We start from the raw sequence: 15,530 nt of genomic DNA, 5'->3' as shown, positions 1-15,530 counted from the left end.
GAGCACCCCCGGTCGTCCGTCTGGTTACTTGGTGATGGTCCCGTAGCGGAACTTGAACGACGCGTCGAGCGTGACGCCCTTGACGTCCTTGCCGGCCACGGCGACCGACTTGCCCTGCAGGAGCGGGAGGGTCGAGATCTGCTCGGCCTCACGCTGCTGGGCCTTCTCGATGATCGCGGCACGCTTGTCCGCGTCCGACTCCTCCTGCTCGTCGGCGATCAGACCCTGGATGGTCGGGTCGTCGTAGTGGTTCTGCACGAAGTTGTCCTTCGTGAAGAACGGCGACAGGTAGTTGTCGGCGTCGGAGAAGTCCGGGAACCAGCCGAGCTGGTACAGCGGGTAGGCGTCCTTCGTGCGCTCGACGGCGTAGGTCGTGTAGACCGTCGACTGGATGTTGACGGTGAACAGACCCGAGTCCTCGAGCTGCGTCTTGAGCGTCGCGTACTCGTCGTCCGAAGCCGAGCCGTAGTGGTCCGGCGAGTACTGGATGTCGAGCTCGATCTTGCCGGAGACGCCCGCGTCGGCGAGGGTCTTCTTCGCCTTGTCGACGTCCGGGGCACCGTTGCCGTCGCCGTAGAGCGACTTGAACGGCGTCGCGGCACCCGTCAGGCCGTCCGGCACCATCGAGTAGACCGGCGTGTAGGTGTCGTTGTAGACCTCCTTGGCGAGCTCGTCACGGTCGACGACGTCCGCCACGGCCTGACGCACGGCGAGGGCCTTCGCCTCGTCGGCGTCGTCCTGGCCGGTCCCGAAGGGCTGGGTCTTGAAGTTGAAGACCACGTAGCGGATCTCGCCGCCGGGGCCGTCGATGACCTGCAGCGCGTCGTCCTTGCGGAGCGACGAGATGTCGGTCGGGGTCAGGGAGCGGTACGCCACGTCGACGTCGCCCTGCTGGACGGCGAGCTTGAGGTCGGTCTCCTTGGTGAAGTACTGGGCGGTGACGTCCTTGGTCTTCGCCTTGTCGAGGACACCGTCGTACTTCGGGTTCGCCTTGTAGGCGATGAGGTCGTTCTCCTTGTAGGAGGTGATCGTGTACTGGCCGGCGAAGGCCTTGCCCTCGACGATGTCCTCGGCGCTGGTGAGCTCGGTCGCCGAGAAGACGTCCTCGTCGACGATCGGACCGGCGGGGCTCGAGAGCACCTGGGGCCAGGTCTGGTCGGCGTGGTCGAGGTGGAACACGACCGTGGTGTCGTCCGGGGTCTCGATGCTCTTGAGGTTCGCGAGCAGCGACCACGGGCCGTTGTCGTTCTTGATCTTCAGGTCACGCTCGAACGAGAACTTGACGTCGCTCGAGGTGAGGTCGTTGCCGTTCGCGAACTGGAGGCCCTTCTTCAGGGTCACCTCGTACGTGGTCGGGTCGGTGAACTCGGCCTTCGTGGCGATGTCCGGCTCGACGTCTGGGCTGCCCGTCGGGGTGTTCATGAGGAACGGGAAGACCTGGTTCTGCACGGCGAACGAGCCGTTGTCGTACGAGCCGGCCGGGTCGAGCGACGTGATCTTGTCGGTCGTGCCGATGATCAGGCCGTCCAGGTCGCCGGTGCCGCCGCTGGTGCCGCCTGCGCAGCCGGTGAGCACGAGCGCGGTCACTGCCGCGCCGGCCCCCAGCGCGAGGGTGCGCTTGCCCCATGTGGGAACGGATGCCATGTCCGATTGCCTCTCTGGTGTGGTTGCAGGAGTCCTGGGACCGAGGTGGAACGGGCTGTGACCGGTCGCAGGGACGTTCAATGGTCACACCCTGCCAGACAACGGAGCGCTCCGGGAACGGATTGTTTACACCGCTGTAACGCACGATCGCAGCTCCGGGGGCAGCATCGGAGTCGGTGTGCCCGGCGCGGCGCGCATCTTCGTTGCGCTCGGGACGCCTTGTTGCGTCCGGCAATTCCGCAGTACTCCGCGGGAGTCAGGACCTGGCGACGGACCGCGACGACCCGTCGGGAGGGCCCGGCCTCAGGCTCCCGGGGTGTCCGCGCGGAGGCGCATCCGCTGGGCGTCGAGGTCGACGAGTTGCCGCTGCACATCCGCCCGACGCTCCTGGTCGGACGGGTCGGTGCGCTGCAGCTGTCCGAGCAGCGACGCCTTGCGGGCGAGCAGGTCGCGCTCGACCAGGGCCACCACGATGCCGCGGCAGTAGATCGCCAGGTCCTCGTCGGAGCGCGCCGGGATCGGCGCCAGGGCGAGTTCCTGCACGAGCGAGCGGAACGGCGCCGGCACGTCCGCGAGCAGCTTGTCGAGCCAGGACCGGTCCCCCACGGCATCGATGTTGGCGACGACAGCGTCGCGGACGACCGAGAGCATCCGTGCCGAGAACGTGGCGGACGCCGCCAGGCCGAGCAGCGGCACACCGACGGACTGCGGCTGCTGCACCATCGCCATCACCGCGTCGCGCTCCATCCGCGCGATCGGGTCGTCCGGCAGGGACCGGAGGCTCGCCTGCGGCTCCTCGGGCACGCTCGGTCCGTCGCCCTGACCGGGGTGGCCGTTCCCCGAGCCGGTGTGACCGGCGCCGGACGGGCCTGGCGACCGGGTCTCCGCGCCGCTGTCGGCCGGGCGTCGCCGCGCCGCAGAGACGGCGCGACGGACGTCGTCGATGTCCATGCCGAGCCAGCCGGCGGTGTTCCGGATGTACCCGTCGGCCAGCGCGCGGTCACGGATCTCGGAGATGACCGGCGCCGATTCACGGAGTCCCGCGACGCGCCCCTCCACCGTGTCGAGGTCGTGGCCGTCCAGCCGACGGCGGATCATGAACTCGAACATCGGTCGACGGTTCTCGACGAGCCGGCGGACGGCGTCGTCGCCGCGGGCCAGGCGCAGGTCGCAGGGGTCGAGCCCGCCCGGCGCGACCGCGACGTAGGTCTGTGACGCGAACCGCTGCTCCTCGGTGAAGGCACGGGAGGCGGCGCGCTGCCCGGCCTCGTCCGGGTCGAACGTGAAGACGATCTGCCCGAGCTGGGAGACGTGCTGTGCGGCGGAGTCGCCGAGCATCGGTCGGAGGACCTTGATGTGGTCGACCCCGAACGACGTCCCGCACGTGGCCACCGCGGTCGTGATCCCGGCGAGGTGGCACGCCATGACGTCCGTGTAGCCCTCGACGATGACGACCTGCTTGCCCTTCGCGATCTCCTTGCGGGCGAGGTCGATCCCGTAGAGCACCTGGCTCTTGTGGTAGATCGGCGTCTCCGGCGTGTTGAGGTACTTCGGCCCCTTGTCGTCCTCGAGCAGCCGTCGTGCGCCGAAGCCGATGGTGGCCCCGGTGACGTCCCGGATCGGCCACATCAGGCGTCCGCGGAACCGGTCGTACGGGGACCGGTCACCCTGGCTGACCAGTCCGGCGGCGACGATCTCGTCGATGCTGAACCGGAGGCCGCGCAGGTGGTCCTTGAGTGCGTCGAACGACTTCGGTGCGAAGCCGACGCCGAAGTGCTGCGCCGCCGCCGGGTCGAAGCCGCGCTCGCCCAGGAACCGGCGGGCCGGCTCGGCCGCGGCCGTGGTGAGCTGCGCGGTGAAGAACGCCTGCGCGGCCTCGTTCGCGGCGATGAGCCGGGCGCGCGCGTTGTAGTCGGTCCGCGGCCCGTCGCCCTCCTCGTAGTGGAGTGTGAAACCGATCTTGGCGGCCATCCGCTCGACGGCTTCCTGGAACGTCGTGTGGTCCTGCGACATCAGGAAGCTGAAGACGTCGCCGTCCTCACCGCACCCGAAGCAGTGGTAGCGACCGACCTGGGGGCGGACGTGGAACGAGGGTGTCCGCTCGTCGTGGAAGGGGCAGAGGCCCTTCAGCGACCCGACGCCCGCCGACTTCAGCGTGACGTAGTCGCCCACCACGTCGGCGATGTTCACGCGCGCGCGGACCTCGTCGATGTCGTTCCGCGCGATCAGGCCTGCCACCCGACGATTCTAGTTCGGCGGGCCGACGCCGGCGGACCGTGTGCACCCGCGTCGGGACACCGGTCCGTGCGGGCAACGGACCCGCTCCGGTCACGGGCAACAGACCCGCTCCGGTCAGACGGCGATGAAGACCGTCTCGCGCTCCCCGACCACCAGCCGCTTGTGCCAGGCGAGCGCCCCCTGGTCGGTGAGGCTCGCCACCTGGTCCACAACGGCCCGGAGCCGTCCGGCGTCGTCGCCGGCGGCCCGCCAGTCGGCGGCGAACCCGGGCTCGAGTGCGGAGTCCTCGCGCGCGGCGATCGCGTCGAGCAGTTCGGTCAACACGCGCCGCTGGTCCTCGTACACGGGCTGCCGGTCGCCGTGCGTCATCACGAAGGCCGCGACGATTCCCTTGAGCACCGCGATCTCGCCGATGATCTCCGGCGGCGTGACGACGCTCGCGGCGAACCGGACGAGCGAGCCGGAGGCGTAGGACTCCCGCGTCGCCGTGGTCGCGGTCCGGGCGAAGCGGCCGATGAGCTGACTCGTCAGGTTCTTCAGGCGTGCCTGGTCCTGCCGCGAGCCGTCGTACGACGTCATCCACAGCGACATCCCGCGCAGGCGGTCGAACGCCTCGAGCAGTTCGTCGCGGCTCAGGTCGTCGCCGACCCAGGCGTGCATGGCGGTGACGATGTCGTTCTCACCGACGCGGTCGCCGAGCGCAGCGACGTCGATGAAGCCCGCGACGACGGCGTCCTCGAAGTCGTGCACCGAGTACGCGATGTCGTCGGACAGGTCCATCACCTGGGCCTCGATGCACCGCTGTCGTCGCGGTGCGCCGGCGCGGAGCCAGGCGAAGGCCTCGTGGTCGTCGTCGTAGAAGCCGAACTTGGTCCGTCCCGACGACGCCTCGCCGACGCCCTGCGACGCCGGCCAGGGGTACTTGCAGCTGGCGTCGAGGGAGGCCCGGGTCAGGTTGAGCCCGTAGGCCCGGCCGTCGTCGCCGTAGACCTTCGGCTCGAGCCGCGTGAGCAACCGCAGCGTCTGCGCGTTGCCCTCGAACCCGCCGATGCCGGCGGCCCAGGCGTTGACCGCGGTCTCGCCGTTGTGGCCGAACGGCGGATGCCCGATGTCGTGCGCGAGGCACGCCGTGTCGACGACGTCCGGGTCGAGGCCCAGGCTGTCGGCGAGCTCGCGCCCGACCTGCGCCACCTCGAGCGAGTGCGTCAGGCGGTTCCGGGCGAAGTCGAGCCCGGTGGTCGGGCTGAGGACCTGCGTCTTCGCGGCGAGGCGGCGCAGCGCGCTGGAGTGCAGCAGGCGGGCGCGGTCACGCGCGAAGTCGCTCCGCCGGCTGCTGTGCTGCTCGGGGAACCACCGGTCGGCGTCGGCCGGACCGTACGACGAGGTGGCGCTCATCCGCCGCTGTGGTGCATCTCGGCGGCGGCGAGGACCTTGCGGAACTCCGCGTCCACGTCACGGCTCTCGAGCCACCGGTCGGGCAGTGCGGTGCGCTTGGCGTGGCCGGCACGGCCCCGCGGACCCTCGACGTCGGCGCCCGGGTAGGGGGCGCTCCAGTCGAGCTTGCCGAGCAGGTCGTCGATCTCCTGCAGGCTCGACGCCATCGCGAGACCGGAACGGACCTCTCCGCCGATCGGGTACCCCTTGAAGTACCACGCCACGTGCTTCCGGATGTCCCGGCAGCCGTGCTCCTCGGACTCGAAGAACTCGACGAGCAGCTCGGCGTGCCGACGGAAGGCGACCGCGACGTCACCGAGGCTCGGTGCCGCGCGGAGGTCCTCGCCCCGGAACGCCGCGGCGAGGTCGCCGAACAGCCACGGTCGGCCGAGGCAGCCGCGTCCGACGACGACGCCGTCGCAACCGGTCTCGTCGACCATCCGGAGGGCGTCGGCCGCGGACCAGATGTCCCCGTTGCCGAGCACCGGGATGTCGGTGATCGTCTCCTTGAGGGTCGCGATCGCCGACCAATCGGCCTGGCCCGAGTAGTGCTCGTTGGCGGTACGAGCGTGCAGGGCGACGCTCGCGACACCGGCGTCCCGCGCGATCTTCGCCGCGTCGAGGTAGGTGAGGTGGTCGCCGTCGATGCCCTTGCGCATCTTCACGGTGACCGGCACGTCGCCCGCGGCCGCGACGGTCTTCGTCACGAGGTCCCGGAACAGGTCGAGCTTCCACGGCAGGGCCGCACCGCCGCCCTTGCGCGTGACCTTCGGCACCGGGCACCCGAAGTTGAGGTCGATGTGGTCCGCGCGGTCCTCGCCGACCAGGATCGTGGCGGCCTCGGCGACGGTGTTCGGTTCGACGCCGTACAGCTGGATCGACCGCGGGGTCTCGGACTCGTGGTGCCGGATCAGCCGCATCGATTCGGGCGTCCGCTCCACCAGGGCACGGGAGGTGATCATCTCGCACACGTACAGCCCGGCGCCGTACTCGCGGCAGAGGCGGCGGTACGCCATGTTCGTGATGCCGGCCATCGGGGCGAGCACGACGGGCGCATCGACCTGGATCGGGCCGATGCGCAGGGGTGCTGCTGCTTGTGTGATCGTCATACCTCGCCCATTCTCCCACGTCGGCTGCCGCCGGTAGCGTTCTCCACATGACCGATCCCGATGCCGTCTCCCGCTTCGACGCCGACGCTGCCGCCCGGGGCCTCGACGTCCGGGTCGTCGAGCGTCCCGCGGCCGATTCGCTCGAGGGCGCCGCCGCCCTGCTCGGCATCGACCCCGGCGACATCGTGAAGACCCTCGTGGTGAAGCGGCACGACGGCGGCTTCCTGCTCGCCCTCGTCCCCGGCGGCCGGAGCATCGCCTGGAAGAAGCTCCGCACCGTCGTCGGCGTGAACAAGCTGTCGATGCCCGACGCGGCCACGGCCCTCGAGGCCAGCGGCTACGAGCGCGGCACCATCACCCCGATCGGCGCGACCGGCGACCTGCCGGTGTACGCCGACGAGCGGGTGCTCGGCCGACGGATCGCACTGGGAGCGGGTCGCCAGGGCGCGAGCGCGTTCGTCGACGGCGACGCACTGGTCGCCGCCTACGGCGCGACGATCGCGGACATCACCGACGAGGAGCCCGCCCGCCCCTGACGGAGCCCGCGTCAGTCCGGGACCTCGGACCAGTCCCCCTCGGCGCCCGGCACGAAGCACGAGTCGCCCTCGCAGACGGGGGCGCCGCCGGCCGTGACGAACGTCAGGAGGGCGGGTCGTCCTTCTCCCCACGAGCTCGGCCGCCCCGCCGCTTCGCGACGCGTCGGTACCGGCTCGCGTGGGCCCAGGCCGGCCGGGAGGCCCGACCCGGCACCCAGCGGGCCCGTCGCGCCCGTCATCGGGTCACCTCGGCGTCCGCTGCCGCGTCGTCCTCGGCGCGCTGGGCGGCCTCGGCCACCTCGGCGGGGGTCGACTCCCGGAGGGCGACCACCTGGCGGAGGACCTGCTCGAACGCCGCCGGGTCCTGGGCACCCGAGACGCCGTACTTGCCGTCGATGACGAAGAACGGGACACCGTTGATGCCGTACGCCTGGGCCTGCGACTGGTCGGCACGGACCGCGGCGAGCTGGGCGTCGTCGCGGAGGGTGGCGAGCACCTCGTCACGGTCGAGTCCGACCTCGGCGGCCAGGTCGGCCAGCGACTCGTCCTGCCCGACGTGTTCGCCACGCTCGAAGTAGGCGGTGAAGAGCCGCTCGACCATCTCGAGCTGCTTGCCGTGCTGCTTGGCCACGTGGATGACCTGGTGCGCCTTGACGGTGTTCGTGTGCCGCAGGGCGTCGTAGTCGTAGTGCAGGTCGACCTGGGCGGCGATGCCGGCGACCTGGTCGATCATCTGCTGCGCCTGCTGCACCGGCAGGCCCTTGTGCTGCGAGAGGAACTCGGCCTCGGTGCCCTCGAAGTCGACGGGGGTGTCCGGGCTCAGTTCGAAGGAGTGGTACTCGACCTCGACCGGGCCGCCGAACGCGGAGAGGCCCGCCTCGAACTTGCGCTTGCCGATGTAGCACCAGGGGCAGGCGATGTCCGACCAGACATCGACCTTCACAGTGTCGCTCATGCTCACCCCAACGCGCGCCGGCGTTCCCCATTCCCGCCCCGCCGGCGTTGTTCGGCACCGCACGACCAGGACCGCCCCGAACCGACGGATCCCGTGGTTCGAGGCGGTCTTGGTCGTGCGAGTCCGATCGGCGCCGGCCGACGGCACGGCCGACCGGCCGCGTGCTACGCGCCGAGCAGCCGCTCCGCCAGGTACCCCTGCAGGCGGTCGAGGCCGACGCGCTCCTGGCCCATCGTGTCGCGCTCGCGCACCGTCACGGCCTTGTCCTCGAGCGTGTCGAAGTCGACCGTGATGCAGAACGGCGTGCCGATCTCGTCATGGCGGCGGTAGCGGCGGCCGATCGCACCGGCGTCGTCGAAGTCGACGTTCCAGTTCTTGCGGAGGTCGTCCGCAAGGCCGCGGGCGACCGGCGAGAGCTGCTCGTTGCGGGACAGCGGGAGCACCGCTGCCTTGACGGGTGCCAGGCGCGGGTCGAGGCGCAGGACCGTGCGCTTGTCGACGCCGCCCTTCGCGTTCGGGGCCTCGTCCTCGGAGTACGAGTCGAGCAGGAACGCCATGAGCGCACGGGTCAGGCCGAATGACGGCTCGATGACGTACGGGACGTACTTCTCGTTCGCGGCCTGGTCGAAGTAGCGGAGGTCCTGGCCCGACGCCTCGATGTGGTTCTTCAGGTCGAAGTCGGTGCGGTTCGCGACGCCCATGAGCTCGCCCCACTCGGTGCCGGCGAACCCGAAGCGGTACTCGATGTCGGCGGTGGCGTCGGAGTAGTGCGCCCGCTCACCGTCCGGCACGTCGAAGCGGCGGAGGTTCTCCGGGTCGATGCCGAGGTCGGTGTAGAACGCGACGGCGTCCGCGATCCACTGCTCGTAGTGCTCCTCGGCCGAGGCCGGCGGCACGAAGTACTCGATCTCCATCTGCTCGAACTCGCGGGTGCGGAAGATGAAGTTGCCCGGCGTGATCTCGTTGCGGAACGCCTTGCCGACCTGGCCGATGCCGAACGGGGGCTTCATGCGGCTGGTCGTGACGACCTGCGCGAAGTCGACGAAGATGCCCTGCGCGGTCTCGGGACGGAGGAAGTTCAGGCCCTCCTCGGACTCGACCGGGCCGAGGTACGTCTTGAGCATGCCGGAGAACTCGCGGGGCTCGGTCCACTCGCCGCGGGTGCCGCAGTTCGGGCACGCGACCTCGGCCATGCCGCCCTCGGGGGCGCGGCCCTTCTTCGCCTCGAACGCCTCGAGCAGGTGGTCCTCGCGGAAGCGGTGGTGGCAGTGCAGGCACTCGACGAGCGGGTCGGTGAACGTCGCGACGTGCCCGGAGGCCTCCCACACCTTGCGGGGCAGGATGACGGCGGAGTCGAGGCCGACCATGTCACCGCGGCCGCGGACGAACCGCTGCCACCACTGGCGCTTGATGTTCTCCTTGAGCTCCACGCCGAGGGGCCCGTAGTCCCACGCGGAGCGGGATCCGCCGTAGATCTCCCCCGACTGGAAGACGAAGCCACGGCGCTTGGCCAGGGCGATGACGCTGTCGAGACGGGAGGGCTGTGCCACGGAGAGCTCCTGTGTTCGCCGAGCTGGGTGCTCGGTGTGCGGGCGGACCCGGCAATGCTAGCGGCCCGGGAGGCCCGCCCAGGCTCCTCCTCGGCTCGTCACGGTTCCGACGTGGCCGGCTCCTCCCCTGCCAGCGCCGCGACCACGGCGGACACGTCGTCCTCGTCGTTCCAGTGGTGGAACGCGATGCGGAGGCGGCCGGCCCGACCCGAGGCGGTGAGCCCCGCAGCGGTCACCGCCCGGAGTGCCGTCCCGTCGGCGTCCGGGAACGTGACGATCGCCTGCCCCTCGACACCGCCGCCGGCCGCAGCACCGACACCGCGCCCCTGCCGCGGCGACCCGAGCGCGTCGCAGAGCCGGTCCGCGAGACCGGTGGCGTGCCTCCAGGTCGAGCGCTGGTCGAGGGCCACGGCGTGCCGGAGCGCCGCCACCGCGCCGGGCCACGCCTGCCAGGCCGGGGAGACGTCGAACCGGCGTGCGTCGTCGGCCAGGCGCATGGCGGGGCCGTAGCAGGACGACCACACGTCCTCGCCCGCGTACCACCCGGCCTGCACGGGGCGCAGCCGACCGAGTGCCTCGTCCGAGAGCGTCATGAACGCGACGCCGCGCGGGGCGCACAACCACTTGTAGGCGTGCGTGAGCGTCACGTCGAAGGGCGCGGCGGAGACGGGCAGCACCCCGGCCGCCTGCGTCAGGTCGCAGAGCGTGAGCGCACCAACCCGCCGGGCCACGGCGACGACCGGGTCCGGGTCGGTAACGACGCCGCTCGCGGACTGCACGGCGGACCAGACGACGAGCGCGGTGTCCGGTCCGACGGACGCCGCGAGTCGGTCGAGCGGGACGCTGCGCACGCGGACGCCGCGGTGGGCCTGCGCCAGGAAGGGGAACACGACCGAGCTGAAGTCACCGTCGGGGACGACGACCTCGGCACCGTCGGGCAGGGCGTCGGCGACGACGGCAGCCATCACGGACGTCTGGGAGCCGGTCGCGACCTGCGCCGCCGGGACGCCGACGAGGGACGCGAACAGGGCGCGCCCCTCCTCCACGAGGGCGCCGTAGCGGGCCGGGGAGGTCTCGGCGCGCGACCACGCGTCGAGGTCGGCGCGCTGGGCGGTGAGGGTGCCGAGCGTCGGGAGGCCTGCGGTGCACGCCGCGAGGTAGCCGCGGCCGTCGGGGAACGAGTCCATGTCCGACAGGGTCCTCCCGACCGACCCATCACGCCAGAGCATCCTGCTTGTGCCACCGGTAACATGACGTAATGGACGAGATCGATCCGCAGCTGCTCCGGGTCCTCCGCGCCGTCGCGGACCACGGTTCGATCACGCGTGCGGCGACCTCCCTGGGCTCGAGCCAACCCGCCGTCAGCCAGCTGCTGACCCGCGCGGAGCAGCGGCTCGGGCACGCGCTCGTCCTCCGTGGCGGCCGCGGTGCCACGCTCACGCACGCCGGGCAGGTGCTCGCCGACCACGCCCTGCACGTGCAGGCAGCGCTGACCGCCGCGCGCGAGGACCTGGACGCCGTCGGCGGCCTCACCCGCGGTCGCGTCCGGCTGGCCGGGTTCCCGAGCGCCTCCTCGGGCCTCGTGCCCACGGTGCTCGCGCGGCTGGCGGTGACGGCGCCGGGCGTACGGACCTCGTACGTCGAGGTCGAGCCGCCCGAGGCGCTCGACCTGGTCCGCAGTGGCGAGGTCGACGTCGCCCTCACGTTCACCTACGTCGGGGACGAGGTCGGCGCCGTCCCCGACCCCGGGCTCGTCACCCGGGCGCTCGGACGCGACCCGCTCGCGCTGGTGACGCCGGTCGACGCGGGTCGGCCGGGAGGCCCGGACACCGCCCGCGTCGCCGGCGCCGCCGTCGTCGACCTCGCGGCCCATCGGGACGACCGGTGGATCGGCGGCTGCCCGCGCTGCCGTGGCCACCTGCTCGCCTCGTGCGCGACGGCGGGGTTCACGCCGGACATCGTCCTCGAGACCGACAACGCGGCCGCGGTGGTGGGGCTCGTCGCCGCCGGGCTCGGAGTGGCGCTGCTCCCCCGGCTGGCGCTCGCGACGACGGTCATCCCCGCCGGTGTCGCGATCGACCCCGTCGACGACGACCTGGCCCGACGCGTCGAGGTCGTCGTCGCCCGCGGCGCCGAGCGCGTGCCGAGCGTCCGCGCCGCCCTCGACGCCGCGCGGTCGGCGGCACACCTCCTCGCCTGACCGGGCGGTCACACGCACCGGCCTCGGCTGCGCGGGCGGCCTAGGCCGTCGGGGTGTCCACCGCGCCGCCGTACCGACGGTCGCGGCGGGCGTACTCCTCGATCGCGCCCCACAGGTCGGAGCGACGGAAGTCGGGCCACAGCCGGTCGAGGAACACCATCTCGGCGTAGGCCGACTGCCAGAGCAGGAAGTTGCTCGTCCGCTGCTCCCCCGAGCTCCGGAGGAAGAGGTCCACGTCGGGCAGCTCGGGGACGTACAGCCGCTTCGCCAGGGTCTTCTCGGTCACCTGGCTCGGCTTGAGGCGTCCGGCGGCGACGTCGTCCGCGATCGAGCGCACGGCGTCGGCGATCTCGTTGCGTCCGCCGTAGTTGACGCACATCGTGAGCGTGAGGACGTCGTTGCCCGCGGTCAGCTCCTCGGCGGTCTGCAGCTCGTCGATGACGCTCCGCCACAGCCTCGGCGTGCGACCCGCCCACCGGACGCGCACGCCCCACTCGTGCAGCTGGTCGCGCCGACGGCGGATGACGTCCCGGTTGAAGCCCATGAGGAACCGGACCTCCTCCGGTGAGCGCTTCCAGTTCTCGGTCGAGAACGCGTACGCCGACACGTGCGTGACGCCGATCTGGATCGCGCCGGCCACCACGTCGAGCAGCGAGGCCTCGCCGGCCTTGTGTCCCTCGATGCGGGTGAGTCCGCGCTGGTTCGCCCACCGACCGTTGCCGTCCATGACGATCGCAACGTGCTCGGGGACGAAGCGCCCCGGGATGGCGGGCGGCTGCTCGCCCGTCCAGTCGACCGGCAGGAAGGACTCCGGCTCGGCAGCGGGACGGCGAGGGCTCATGCGCGGGTTCCTTCGGGTTCGGGCGGTGCGGGTACGGCGCCGGGGTCCGCCGGGTAGGGCGTCGGCACCGGCGGCGCCGGCACCGCTGCCACCGCCGCCGGCACCCCGCCCGGGTGCGGGGCCAGGGGCGACGGGTGCTCGGTGCGGTCGACGTGCGGCAACGACCGGAGCGATCGTTCCAGGTGCCACTGCGCGTACGCCGCGACCACGCCGGAGGCCCGGGATCTCGTCCGCTCGTCCGTCGCGTCGACGGTCCCCCAGTCACCGGCGAGCAGCGACCCGAGGACGTCGAGCGTCGCGGGGTCCAGGCGCGGTGTGCCGGGAGGCGCGGCCGAGTCCGCCACGACCCCGCCGAGCTGCACGACGAACGCCGAGTGCGGCCCGGGCTCCCCGGTGACGGCACAGTCGCTGAACGACGGCGCCCACCCCGCGATGCTCATCGCGCGGAGCAGGTACGAGTCGAGGGTCGCGCTCGGCTGGTGTTCCCCGCGCGACAGCGACCGCAGGGCACCGACGAGCAGCAGGTACTGCTGGAGCCCGGCGTCCGCCTCGCTCAGTCGGTCGGCGGTCTCGACCATCGCACTCGCCGCCGTGTACGCGCCGTAGTCGGCGACGATGCGGGCCCCGTACGCGCCCAGGGACTCGGCCTGCGTGACGATGTCGAGCGACCGGCCCTCGTAGAACTGGGCGTCGACGACCATGAACGGTTCGAGCCGCGAGCCGAACTTCGACGCGGTGCGCCGGACGCCCTTCGCGACGGCCCGGATCTTGCCGTGCTGCCGGCTCAGCATGGTGACGATGCGGTCGGCCTCACCGAGCTTGTGGGTGCGCAACACGACGCACTCGTCCCGGTACAGCGGCATGACCCCAGTATCCCCCGCCCGACCGACACGACCTGCCCGCTGGTCGCCGCGGTCGCACGACGCGCCGCGCGCAGGTCGCCCAGGTCGCAGGACGTGTCGGCCCGGCGCGCTCCGGGCGGCAGGTCGTGCGACTTCAACGCACGGACGGGACCGGCGCACGGACGGGAGGCGCAGGGCGGACCCGCACCGCGCCTCCCGTCCGCCGCGGTGCTACGCGGAGACGAGCTCCGGCGCACCGGAGGCCGCACCGGCGCGCACGGCACGGTTCACCGCGGACACGATCGCCTTGAGCGACGCGGTGGCGATGTCGGCGTCGATCCCGACGCCCCAGAGCCGGACGCCGTCGACGTCGAGTTCCACGTACGACGCCGCCTTCGCGTCCCCGGAGGCGCTCATCGTGTGCTCGGAGTAGTCGTACAGCGTGACGGCGACGCCCTGCTCCGCCATCACGGAGAGGAAGGCGTCGATCGGACCCGTGCCGACCGCTTCGGACGTGACCGAGCCCTCGTCGACGCGCATCGCGACGGACAGCTTCGTGGTTCCGTCGAAGTCGCTCGAGGTCGCGGTCTTCGTGATCTCGTAGCGGCCCCACTTGTCGTCGTCGACGTGCGCGGGCAGGTACTCGTCGGAGAACAGCTCCCAGATCCGCTCGGACGTGAACTCGCCGCCCTCGGCGTCGGTCCGCCGCTGCACGACCCCGGAGAACTCGATCTGCAGCTTGCGGGGCAGGTCGAGCGCGTGGTCGGTCTTCAGCAGGTACGCGACACCGCCCTTGCCGGACTGCGAGTTCACCCGGATGACGGCCTCGTACGAGCGGCCGATGTCCTTCGGGTCGACCGGCAGGTACGGGACGGCCCAGACGACGTCGTCGACACCGACGCCCTCGGCGGCCGCACGGGCCTCGAGCGCCTCGAGGCCCTTCTTGATCGCGTCCTGGTGCGACCCGCTGAACGCGGTGTAGACGAGGTCGCCCGCCCACGGCTGGCGCTCCGGCACCGGCAGCTGGTTGCAGTACTCGACCGTGCGCTTGACCTGGTCGATGTCCGACAGGTCCACCTCCGGGTCGATGCCCTGCGTGAACAGGTTCATCCCGAGGGCGACCAGGTCGACGTTGCCGGTGCGCTCCCCGTTGCCGAACAGGCAGCCCTCGATGCGGTCGGCACCGGCCATGTAGCCGAGCTCGGCGGCGGCGACGGCGGTGCCGCGGTCGTTGTGCGGGTGCAGCGACAGGATGACGTCCTCGCGGTGGGCGAGGTGGCGTGACATCCACTCGATCGAGTCGGCGTAGACGTTCGGCGTCGCCATCTCGACGGTCGCGGGCAGGTTGACGATGACCTTGCGCTCGGGGGTCGGCTCGAAGACCTCGAGCACGGCGTTGCAGATCTGCACCGCGACCTCGAGCTCGGTGCCCGTGTAGGACTCCGGCGAGTACTCGTAGTAGACCGTCGTGCCGTGCTGCAGCCGGGCCTCCGCTGCCTTGCACATGTGCGCCCCGGCGACGGCGATGTCGATGACGCCCTGCACGTCGGTGCGGAAGACGACCTCGCGCTGCACGATGCTCGTCGAGTTGTACAGGTGCACGATGGCCTGCTTCGCGCCGTCGATCGCCTCGTACGTGCGGTCGATGAGGTGCTCGCGCGCCTGCGTCAGGACCTGGATCGTGACATCCTCGGGGATGGCGCCCTCGTCGATGAGCGACCGGACGAAGTCGAAGTCGGTCTGCGAGGCGCTCGGGAACCCGACCTCGATCTCCTTGTAGCCCATCTGCACGAGCAGGTCGAACATCGCCCGCTTGCGTTCGGCGTCCATCGGGTCGATGAGGGCCTGGTTGCCGTCACGCAGGTCGACGGCGCACCAGCGCGGCGCGCGGTCGATGCGCTTGGTCGGCCAGGTCCGGTCGGGCAGGTCGACGGTGATCTGCTCGGAGAAGGGGACGTACTTGTGGATCGGCATCCCGGAGGGGCGCTGTGCGTTCTGCATCGGTTCGCTTTCGTCGGTGTGGTTCAGGAGCGGCCACGACGGACTCCGCGACGAGGTGGGCCGGTTGTCAGGCCTCGTCGCGGCGACGAAGGAGGAGGAGGAGTGCCGAGGACATCGGGTTCACGCTAGCACCGGAGGTGGCCGCCGGCGCACTGTGTGACGGGAGGCGCACGGACGGGA

Annotated in this window: 12 protein-coding genes; 2 read left to right on the top strand and 10 right to left on the bottom strand. The window is 71.5% G+C overall.

From position 1 onward, the window contains the following. Nucleotides 1-24 precede the first annotated feature (24 nt). From DEJ34_RS06700 to dusB, 4 genes are all read right to left on the bottom strand, one after another. On the bottom strand, nucleotides 25-1,644 hold the full coding sequence (locus tag DEJ34_RS06700) for an ABC transporter substrate-binding protein (RefSeq protein WP_110910921.1): 1,620 nt from the start codon (nucleotides 1,642-1,644) through the stop codon (nucleotides 25-27). A 303-nt stretch (nucleotides 1,645-1,947) separates the two neighbouring features. After that, nucleotides 1,948-3,882, bottom strand: coding sequence for a DNA primase (dnaG, locus tag DEJ34_RS06695; RefSeq protein ID WP_110910922.1), 1,935 nt, complete (start codon nucleotides 3,880-3,882; stop codon nucleotides 1,948-1,950). 114 nt (nucleotides 3,883-3,996) lie between these two features. Further along, nucleotides 3,997-5,277 carry a deoxyguanosinetriphosphate triphosphohydrolase gene (locus tag DEJ34_RS06690; protein WP_110910923.1) on the bottom strand — a complete coding sequence of 427 codons (1,281 nt, stop codon included), beginning with the start codon at nucleotides 5,275-5,277 and terminating at the stop codon, nucleotides 3,997-3,999. Further along, nucleotides 5,274-6,425, bottom strand: a complete 1,152-nt coding sequence (gene dusB / locus DEJ34_RS06685; RefSeq protein WP_110899976.1) for a tRNA dihydrouridine synthase DusB — start codon at nucleotides 6,423-6,425, stop codon at nucleotides 5,274-5,276. Before dusB ends, DEJ34_RS06690 begins: the two co-directional genes overlap by 4 nt. Nucleotides 6,426-6,472: 47 nt before the next feature. On the opposite strand from dusB, the gene DEJ34_RS06680 reads away from it, so the two are divergent. Next, the gene (locus DEJ34_RS06680; RefSeq protein WP_110910924.1) at nucleotides 6,473-6,961 is read left to right on the top strand and encodes an aminoacyl-tRNA deacylase; all 489 of its coding nucleotides are present in this window, start codon (nucleotides 6,473-6,475) and stop codon (nucleotides 6,959-6,961) included. 235 nt (nucleotides 6,962-7,196) lie between these two features. Here DEJ34_RS06680 and DEJ34_RS06675 read toward each other — a convergent pair whose 3' ends face one another. The 3 genes from DEJ34_RS06675 to DEJ34_RS06665 all read right to left on the bottom strand — a co-directional run bounded on the left by DEJ34_RS06675 (nucleotide 7,197) and on the right by DEJ34_RS06665 (nucleotide 10,653). Further along, nucleotides 7,197-7,916 carry a DsbA family oxidoreductase gene (locus DEJ34_RS06675; protein ID WP_110910926.1) on the bottom strand — a complete coding sequence of 240 codons (720 nt, stop codon included), beginning with the start codon at nucleotides 7,914-7,916 and terminating at the stop codon, nucleotides 7,197-7,199. Between the two features lie 164 nt (nucleotides 7,917-8,080). Next, nucleotides 8,081-9,466 carry a glycine--tRNA ligase gene (locus DEJ34_RS06670; RefSeq protein WP_110899973.1) on the bottom strand — a complete coding sequence of 462 codons (1,386 nt, stop codon included), beginning with the start codon at nucleotides 9,464-9,466 and terminating at the stop codon, nucleotides 8,081-8,083. Between the two features lie 98 nt (nucleotides 9,467-9,564). Next, complete coding sequence (locus tag DEJ34_RS06665; protein ID WP_110899972.1) at nucleotides 9,565-10,653, bottom strand: aminotransferase class V-fold PLP-dependent enzyme; 1,089 nt, start codon at nucleotides 10,651-10,653, stop codon at nucleotides 9,565-9,567. A gap of 71 nt (nucleotides 10,654-10,724) precedes the next feature. On the opposite strand from DEJ34_RS06665, the gene DEJ34_RS06660 reads away from it, so the two are divergent. Next, entirely contained in the window at nucleotides 10,725-11,666 is a 942-nt protein-coding gene (locus tag DEJ34_RS06660) for a LysR family transcriptional regulator (protein ID WP_110899971.1), read from the top strand. Nucleotides 11,667-11,706: 40 nt separating this feature from the next. On the opposite strand, the gene DEJ34_RS06655 is transcribed toward DEJ34_RS06660, so the two are convergent. The 3 genes from DEJ34_RS06655 to leuA form a co-directional block, all read right to left on the bottom strand. Then, nucleotides 11,707-12,507 carry an isoprenyl transferase gene (locus DEJ34_RS06655; RefSeq protein WP_110825322.1) on the bottom strand — a complete coding sequence of 267 codons (801 nt, stop codon included), beginning with the start codon at nucleotides 12,505-12,507 and terminating at the stop codon, nucleotides 11,707-11,709. Beyond that, entirely contained in the window at nucleotides 12,504-13,370 is an 867-nt protein-coding gene (gene recO / locus DEJ34_RS06650; protein WP_181420538.1) for a DNA repair protein RecO, read from the bottom strand. The genes DEJ34_RS06655 and recO overlap by 4 nt, the downstream gene beginning before the upstream one ends. Nucleotides 13,371-13,580: 210 nt before the next feature. Next, nucleotides 13,581-15,350: a 2-isopropylmalate synthase gene (gene leuA, locus DEJ34_RS06645; protein ID WP_110899970.1), complete on the bottom strand. Its 1,770-nt coding sequence runs from the start codon at nucleotides 15,348-15,350 to the stop codon at nucleotides 13,581-13,583. Nucleotides 15,351-15,530: the final 180 nt, after the last annotated feature.

This window comes from Curtobacterium sp. MCPF17_050, assembly GCF_003224435.2.
In the GTDB taxonomy this organism is placed as follows: Bacteria; Actinomycetota; Actinomycetes; order Actinomycetales; family Microbacteriaceae; genus Curtobacterium.
This window is presented reverse-complemented; position numbering and strand designations above follow the sequence as displayed.